The sequence below is a fragment of the Streptomyces alboflavus genome (assembly GCF_000716675.1).
GTDB lineage: Bacteria > Actinomycetota > Actinomycetes > Streptomycetales > Streptomycetaceae > Streptomyces > Streptomyces alboflavus.
This window is the reverse complement of the sequence record NZ_JNXT01000012.1, coordinates 133,023-140,282: the sequence shown is the minus strand read 5'-3', so window position 1 is coordinate 140,282 and position 7,260 is coordinate 133,023. Positions and strand designations below refer to the sequence as shown.

The 7,260-nt window shown below is 73.7% G+C and carries 6 protein-coding genes; 1 reads left to right on the top strand and 5 read right to left on the bottom strand.

Annotated features, from left to right (window positions below):
• The first annotated feature begins 47 nt into the window (after window positions 1-47).
• Window positions 48-473 (top strand): MarR family winged helix-turn-helix transcriptional regulator, encoded by a 426-nt coding sequence (locus OO63_RS11870; protein WP_030362955.1) that lies wholly within the window; start codon window positions 48-50, stop codon window positions 471-473.
• Window positions 474-575: 102 nt separating this feature from the next.
• On the opposite strand, the gene fdhD is transcribed toward OO63_RS11870, so the two are convergent.
• Genes fdhD through OO63_RS11845 form a run of 5 tightly spaced genes read right to left on the bottom strand, consistent with a single transcriptional unit; the run spans window position 576 to window position 7,255 of the window.
• Window positions 576-1,442, bottom strand: coding sequence for a formate dehydrogenase accessory sulfurtransferase FdhD (fdhD, locus tag OO63_RS11865; RefSeq protein WP_030362954.1), 867 nt, complete (start codon window positions 1,440-1,442; stop codon window positions 576-578).
• Between the two features lie 5 nt (window positions 1,443-1,447).
• The gene (locus OO63_RS11860) at window positions 1,448-2,308 is read right to left on the bottom strand and encodes a 2Fe-2S iron-sulfur cluster-binding protein (protein ID WP_030362953.1); all 861 of its coding nucleotides are present in this window, start codon (window positions 2,306-2,308) and stop codon (window positions 1,448-1,450) included.
• Window positions 2,305-4,260 (bottom strand): NADH-ubiquinone oxidoreductase-F iron-sulfur binding region domain-containing protein, encoded by a 1,956-nt coding sequence (locus OO63_RS11855; protein ID WP_030362952.1) that lies wholly within the window; start codon window positions 4,258-4,260, stop codon window positions 2,305-2,307. Before OO63_RS11855 ends, OO63_RS11860 begins: the two co-directional genes overlap by 4 nt.
• Before the next feature lie 26 nt (window positions 4,261-4,286).
• On the bottom strand, window positions 4,287-6,278 hold the full coding sequence (locus OO63_RS11850) for a molybdopterin oxidoreductase family protein (RefSeq protein WP_030362951.1): 1,992 nt from the start codon (window positions 6,276-6,278) through the stop codon (window positions 4,287-4,289).
• Window positions 6,275-7,255, bottom strand: coding sequence for a 2-dehydropantoate 2-reductase (locus OO63_RS11845; protein ID WP_030362950.1), 981 nt, complete (start codon window positions 7,253-7,255; stop codon window positions 6,275-6,277). The genes OO63_RS11850 and OO63_RS11845 overlap by 4 nt, the downstream gene beginning before the upstream one ends.
• Between the last annotated feature and the right edge of the window lie 5 nt (window positions 7,256-7,260).

Genomic DNA, 7,260 nt, shown 5'->3' with positions numbered 1-7,260 from the left:
CCGCGCCGACCACCCCCCCCGCGTCCCCCACCCCCCCCGCCCCCACCGTGCCCTCCGCCATCCGCACCCTCCCCAGCTGGCTGCTCGGCCGGGCCGCCGCCCGCGGCCGCGCCCTGGTCGCCGACGCGCTCGCCGCCGAGGGCATGAAGATGTGGCACCACGTCGTCCTCGCCGCCGTCGCCGACCTCGGCCCGGTGGCGCAGGCCGACCTCGGCCGGGGCATCAAGCTCGACCCCAAGGACCTCGTCGGCGTCCTGAACGACCTGCAGGGCGCCGGACTCGTGGAGCGCACGCCCGACCCCGGGGACCGCCGCAAGAATGCCGTCACGCTCACCGCCGACGGGCGCGCCCTGCTGCGCCGGTGCGCCACGGCGGCGCGGGCCGCCAACGCCGACCTGCTCGGGCCCCTGTCGGCCGCCGAGCGCGAGGCGTTCCTGGACATGCTGGAGAGGGTCGCGCGGGTCGACGGGTGAACCCGGGCGCCAGGGGCGGGGGCGGCGCTGGGGCCCGGCCGGCGCAGGGGGCGCTCCCCGCCGGGCCGGGACCCCGTCGCCGTGTCGCGGCGGGAGCGCCGGTCAGGTCCGGGCGGCCGCGGTCCGCAGGGCCAGGCGGTGCTCGCCCGCGTACACGTTCATGGAGGCGCCGCGCAGGAAGCCGACCAGGGTCAGGCCGGTCTCGGCGGCGAGGTCGACGGCGAGCGACGACGGCGCGGACACCGCCGCGAGCACCGGGATCCCCGCCATCACGGCCTTCTGCGCCAGCTCGAAGGAGGCCCGCCCCGACACCATCAGGACGGTGCGGGACAGCGGCAGACGGCCGTCCTGCAGGGCCCGCCCCACCAGCTTGTCGACGGCGTTGTGACGGCCCACGTCCTCGCGCACGTCGATCGGCTCGCCGTCCTCGGTGAACAGGGCCGCCGCGTGCAGCCCCCCGGTCCGGTCGAAGACCCGCTGGGCCGCGCGCAGCCGGTCGGGGAGGCGGGCGAGCAGCTCGGGCGTCAGCCGGACCGGGGGAGCGCCGAGCCCCCCGGGGTCGTCGTCGATGGCCCAGCGGGCCGTGGTGCGGACCGCGTCCAGGCTGGCCTTGCCGCACAGCCCGCAGGACGAGGTCGTATAGACGTTGCGCTCGAGCGTGATGTCCGGAAGGGCGACACCGGGCGCGGTCGACACGTCGACCACGTTGTACGTGTTGGACCCGTCCGCCGTCGCCCCCGCGCAGTACACGATGTTCCGCAGCTCGTCCGCGGCCCCGAGCACGCCCTCGCTGACGAGGAACCCGGCGGCGAGCGCGAAGTCGTCGCCGGGCGTGCGCATGGTGATGGCGAGCGGCTTGCCGTTGAGGCGTATCTCCAGCGGCTCCTCGGCGACGAGCGTGTCCGGCCGCTCGCTGACCGCGCCGTCGCGGATGCGGATGACGCGGCGGCGTTCCGTGACTCGTCCCATGTCGATCAGTCCCGGTTCTGTACGTGCTGGTAGCCGAAGCGGCCCTTGATGCAGAGGTTGCCGTGGGTCACCGGGCTGTCGTGCGGCGAGGTGACCTTCACGATTTCATTGTCCTGCACGTGCAGGGTGAGGTTGCAGCCGACTCCGCAGTACGCGCACACGGTGGTCGTCTCCGTCTGCGCGGCCTCGTCCCAGGTCCCGGCGGCGCGCATGTCGAACTCGCTCTTGAAGCTGAGGGCGCCCGTCGGGCACACCTCCACGCAGTTGCCGCAGTAGACGCACGCCGAGTCGGTGAGCGGCGCGTCGTGCTCGACGGCGATACGGGCGTCGAAGCCGCGCCCCACGACGGAGATCGCGAAGCTGTTCTGCCACTGCTCGCCGCACGCATCCACGCACTTGTAGCAGAGGATGCACTTGTCGTAGTCGCGCACGTACAGCTCGTTGTCGACTCTGGGTTCCTCGTTGAGGCGCGCCGCGTCCGGGCCGAACCGGTCGGGCTTCGCCTCGTACTCCTTCAGCCACGCGGCCGCGCGCGGTGTGGTCGACAAGTCGACGGACGACGCGAGGAGTTCGAGGACGAGCCTGCGGCTGTGCCGGGTCCGCTCGGTGTCCGTGCGCACCTCCATCCCGGGCTCGGCGCGCCGCGAACAGGCCGGGGCGAGCGTCCGCGCGCCCTCGACCTCCACGACACACACCCGGCAGGCGTTCTTGGGCTTGAGCGTGTCGCCCTCGCACAGCGTCGGCACGTCCTTGCCCGCGGCCCGGCAGGCGTCGAGGACCGTGCCGCCCTCCGGTACGCGCACGGGCTCGCCGTCGAGCGTGAACTCGACCAGGCGGCGCGGTGGTTGCAGCGGGATGGCGGTCATTCGTACGCCCCCAGACGGTCGATGGCGGATTCCACGGCGTTCCACGCGGTCTGGCCCAGGCCGCAGATCGAGGCGTCCCGCATGGCCTGCCCGACGTCGCGCAGGAGCGCGATGTCGGCGGCCGCGGCCGCGCCCGTGCGGTCGGCGATGCGGTGCAGCGCCTCCTCCTGCCGGACCGTGCCGACCCGGCAGGGCACGCACTGGCCGCACGACTCGTCGCGGAAGAACTCGGCGACGCGCAGCAGCAGTCGGGGCAGCGGCACGGAGTCGTCGATCGCGAGCACGACCCCGGAGCCGAGGGTCGTCCCCGCCTCCCGCGTGCCCTCGAACGTCAGCGGGATGTCCAGCTCGTCCGGCCGCACGAAGCCGCCCGCCGCGCCGCCGAGCAGGATCGCCCGCAGGTTGTCCGGCGTGCCCGCGAGGCCGAGCAGATCGCCGAGGGTCGCGCCGAACGGCAGCTCGTACAGGCCCGGGCGGGCCACGGCCCCCGAGACGCAGAACAGCTTGGGGCCGGTGGACTTGGGCGTGCCGATCGCCGCGTACGCCGCCGCTCCCATGGTCAGGATCGGCAGGACGTTCACGAGCGTCTCGACGTTGTTCTCGGCCGTGGGCTTGCCGAAGAGGCCCTTCTCCACGGGGAACGGCGGCTTGGACCGGGGCTCGCCCCGATAGCCCTCGATCGAGTTGAACAGCGCGGTCTCCTCACCGCAGATGTACGCGCCCGCGCCGCGCCTGATCTCGATGTCGAACGCGAACCCCTGCCCGAGGATGTCGTCGCCGAGGAGGCCGCGGGCGCGGGCCTGGCCGATGGCGTGCTCCAGGGTGCGGAGGGCTCGGGGGTACTCGCCGCGCAGGTAGAGGTAGCCGTGCTTCGCCCCCACCGCGTACGCCGCGATCGTCATCGACTCCACCAGCGCGTACGGGTCGCCCTCCATCAGCACGCGGTCCTTGAACGTGCCCGGCTCCGACTCGTCCGCGTTGCACACGAGGTAGTGCGGGTGGTCCGGCTGCGCCGCCGTCGCCTGCCACTTCCGTCCCGTCGGGAAGGCGGCGCCGCCCCGGCCGAGGAGGCCCGCGTCCGTGACCTCGCGGATCACGGCGGCTGGGCCCAGGGCGAAGGCCCGGCGCAGGGCCGTGTAGCCGCCGTGAGCGCGGTAGTCGTCCAGCGAGCTGGGGTCCACGACGCCTATGCGGCGCAGCAGGATCAGGCCGGGGGCCTTGGCCTGGGGGACGGCTTGGGCGGGCGGGGGCTCGGCCCTCGACCCCAGGGGCAGGTGTCCCGTTGCCGTGGGACGGTCCGCCGCCGATCGGCCTGCGGCCTCGTCCTCAAACGCCGGACGGGCTGAGAACGTGCCGGTGCGGCTGGGTTCGAGCCTGTCCGGCGATTGAGGACGAGGCGCGGAGCGCCGATTCGGGGGTCCGGGGGCGGAGCCCCCGGTTTCGGGAAGGGGCGGGGTCGGGGAAAGCCCCGCAGGGCCCCCCGCCCGCATCGTCAGCACCGCCGGCGCCCGCTCGCACAACCCCAGGCACGGGCTGTCCTCGACGGTCACCCCTTCGACGGCGCCGCCCCGTTCCGCCGAAGGCACAGCGCCCCGCACCGCGCACGCGAGATCGGTGCAGACCCGCACCACGGTCCGCGCCCGCGGCTTCAGCGAGAACAGGGAGTAGAACGTGGCGACCCCGTACGCCTCGGCGGGCGGCACGGTGAGCCGCCGGCACAGGTATCCGAGCCCGCCCTCGCTGATCCACCCCACCCGGTCGTTGAGCGCGTGCAGCCCGGGCAGGAGCAGATCCCGCCGCTCCCGGGCGGCCCGCCCGCCCCTGGCCCACCGAAGATCCGCGTCGGAGCGGTCGTCGGCGCCCTCCCAGGCCGACTCGGGCGGCCCGAGGAGCGCGTCCACCGCGTCCCGTTCCTCGTCGGTCGGCTTGCTGTCGCCGAAGCGCAGGTCCACGTACCGTCAACTCCCCACAGTCAGAGTCACAGGTGCTCGCCGCCCACGGCGGCCAGCTTCTCGATGCGGATCGCGGACGCCTTGAACTCGGCGGTCCCCGCGATCGGGCAGTTGGCCTCGATGGTCAGCTGGTTGGTGTCCACCTCGTCGGGAAAGTGCATGGTCATGAAGGCGAGCCCGGGCCGCAGACCGGGGTCGACCCACACCGGCGCGACGACGGCCCCGCGCCGCGAGGACACCCGCACCTCCTCGCCGGCCACGACCCCGTACCGCGCGGCGTCCTCGGGGCACAGCTCGACGTACTCGCCGCGCCGCAGCGGGGAGGCGAAACTCCCGCTCTGCACACCGGTGTTGTAGGAGTCGAGGCGCCGCCCCGTCGTGAGCCGCAGAGGGAACGACTCGTCGGTGAGATCGACGGGCGGGTCGTCGTGCACGAGCCCGAAGGGAGCGCGCGGCCCGCGCAGGGCCGGGTCGGCCTCCCACAGCCGCCCGTGCAGGAAAGTGGAGGGCAGCCGGTCGAGGTCGGGGCAGGGCCACTGGAGGCCGTGGTGCTCGTCGAGGCGGTCGTACGTCATGCCGAAGTGGTCGGGCGAGAGGGACCGCAGCTCGTCCCAGACGGCCTGGGCGTCGGCGAACTTCCAGTCGTGGCCGAGGCGGGCGGCGACCTCGCAGATGATGTCGATGTCCTCGCGGGCGGCGCCGGGCGGCGTGAGCGCGGCCCGCACCCGCTGCACCCGCCGTTCGCTGTTGGTGGTGGTGCCGTCGGTCTCCGCCCACGCGGCGGTGGCGGGAAGCACCACGTCGGCCATCTCGGCGGTCTTCGTCAGGAAGATGTCCTGGACCACCAGATGGTCGAGGGCGGCGAGCCGCCGCGCGGCCTGCTCGCTGTCGGCCTCCGACTGGGCGGGGTTCTCGCCGATGCAGTACACCGCGCGCAGCCCGCCACTCTCCATGGCCTCGAACATGTCGGTGAGCGTCATGCCGTAGCGCGGCTGGATGACGGTGTCCCAGGCCCGTTCGAACTTGTGCCGGTGGCCGTCGTCGAGGATGTCCTGGAAGCCGGGCAGGCGGTTGGGTATGGCGCCCATGTCGCCGCCGCCCTGCACGTTGTTCTGCCCGCGCAGCGGCTGCACCCCGGCGCCGTAACGGCCGACGTGCCCGGTGAGCAGCGCCAGATTGATGAGCGCCCGGACGTTGTCGGTGCCGTTGTGGTGCTCGGTGATGCCGAGCGTCCAGCACAGCTGGGCGCGTTCGGCGGTGGCGTACGCGTGCGCGAGGTCGCGGATCGCGGCCGCGGGCACGCCCGTCACCTTCTCGGCGAGCGTGAGCGTCCACGGCTCGACGAGCGCGGCGTACTCCGCGAAGCCGGACGTGGCGCGCTCGACGAAGAGCGTGTTGTGCAGGCCCGCGTGGATGATCTCGCGGCCGACGGCGTGCGCGAGGGCGATGTCGGTGCCCACGTTCGGGCCGAGCCAGCTCTCCGCCCACTCGGCGGTGGAGGTGCGGCGCGGGTCGACGGCGTACATCCGGGCACCGGCCCGGATGCCCTTCAGGACGTGCTGGAAGAAGATCGGGTGCGCGAAGCGGGCGTTGGAGCCCCACATCACGATGAGGTCGGTGTCCTCGACCTCCGCGTAGGACGAGGTGCCGCCGCCGGAGCCGAACGCGGCCGAGAGGCCCGCGACGCTCGGCGCGTGACAGGTGCGGTTGCAGGAGTCGACGTTGTTGGTGCCCATGACGACGCGGGTGAACTTCTGCGCCACGTAGTTCATCTCGTTGGTGGCGCGGGCGCAGGAGAGCATCGCGAAGGCGTCCGGGCCGTGGTCCGCGCGGGTGCGCCGGAAGCCGTCGGCGGCACGGGCCAGGGCCTCGTCCCAGGTGGCGGGGCGCAGCGGTCCGTCGCGGCGGTCGCGGACGAGCGGCTGGGTGAGGCGGGTGTACGACTTGGGGGCGCGGTCGCGCCCGCGGCTGCCCCCGGCACGGTCCTGCCGGGTTCGGGTGCGGTCTGGCTTGGTCACGCTACGGCGCTCCTCATGCCGTGGGCGAGCAGGTCCGAGAGGGCGTGCACGGTGCGCAGAGTGGGCACGCGCACGCCGGTGATCTCCGCGAGTTCCACGACGGCGGCGAGCAGCACGTCGAGTTCGAGGGGCTTGCCGCGCTCCAGGTCCTGGAGCGTGGAGGTGCGGTGGTCGCCGACGCGCTCGGCGCCCGCGAGCCGCCGCTCGATGGAGATGTCCGGCTCGCAGCCGAGGGCCGCGGCGACGGCCAGGGTCTCGGCCATCATGATCTCGATGACGCGGCGGGTGCCGCCGTGCAGACACATCTCGCGCATGGTGGCGCGGGCGAGGGCGCTGATCGGGTTGAAGGAGATGTTGCCGAGCAGCTTGATCCAGATGTCGGCGCGCACGTCCGGCTCCACCGGGCACTTCAGGCCGCCCGCGCGCATCGCCGCGCTGAAGTCGAGACAGCGCGCCGACCGGGTGCGGTCCGGCTCGCCGACGGAGAAGCGGGTGCCTTCCAAGTGCCGTACGACGCCCGGTTCGGCGAGCTCGGTCGCCGCGTACACCACGCAGCCGACGGCCCGGTACGGGGCGAGCACCGCGCTGACGGCGCCGCCCGGGTCCACACTCTCCAGGCGGTGCCCGTCGTGCGGCCCGCCGTGCCGGTGGAAGTACCACCAGGGGATGCCGTTCTGAGCGGCGACCACGGCCGTCCGGTCGTGCAGCAACGGTGCGATGAGCGGCCCGCACGCCGCGTACGAAGTGGCCTTCAGGCCGAGGAAGACGAAGTCGGCGGGGCCGATGTCGGCCGGTTCGGCGGTGGCGTGGACCCGCGCGGTGAAGTCACCGCGCGGGCTGAGCACGCGTACGCCGTGCTGCCGCATGGCCGCCAAGTGCGGTCCGCGGGCCACGAGATGGACGTCCGCTCCCGCGCGGTGCAGGGCGGCTCCGACGTAGGCGCCGATGGCACCGGCGCCCAGGACTGCGACTTTCACGATGG

Bases quoted from the DNA above. Each gene is read 5' to 3' on its own strand.
- fdhD (WP_030362954.1), bottom strand. From the start codon at position 1,442: ATGGGACGAGTCACGGAACGCCGCCGCGTCATCCGCATCCGCGACGGC.
- OO63_RS11860 (WP_030362953.1), bottom strand. From the start codon at position 2,308: ATGACCGCCATCCCGCTGCAACCACCGCGCCGCCTGGTCGAGTTCACG.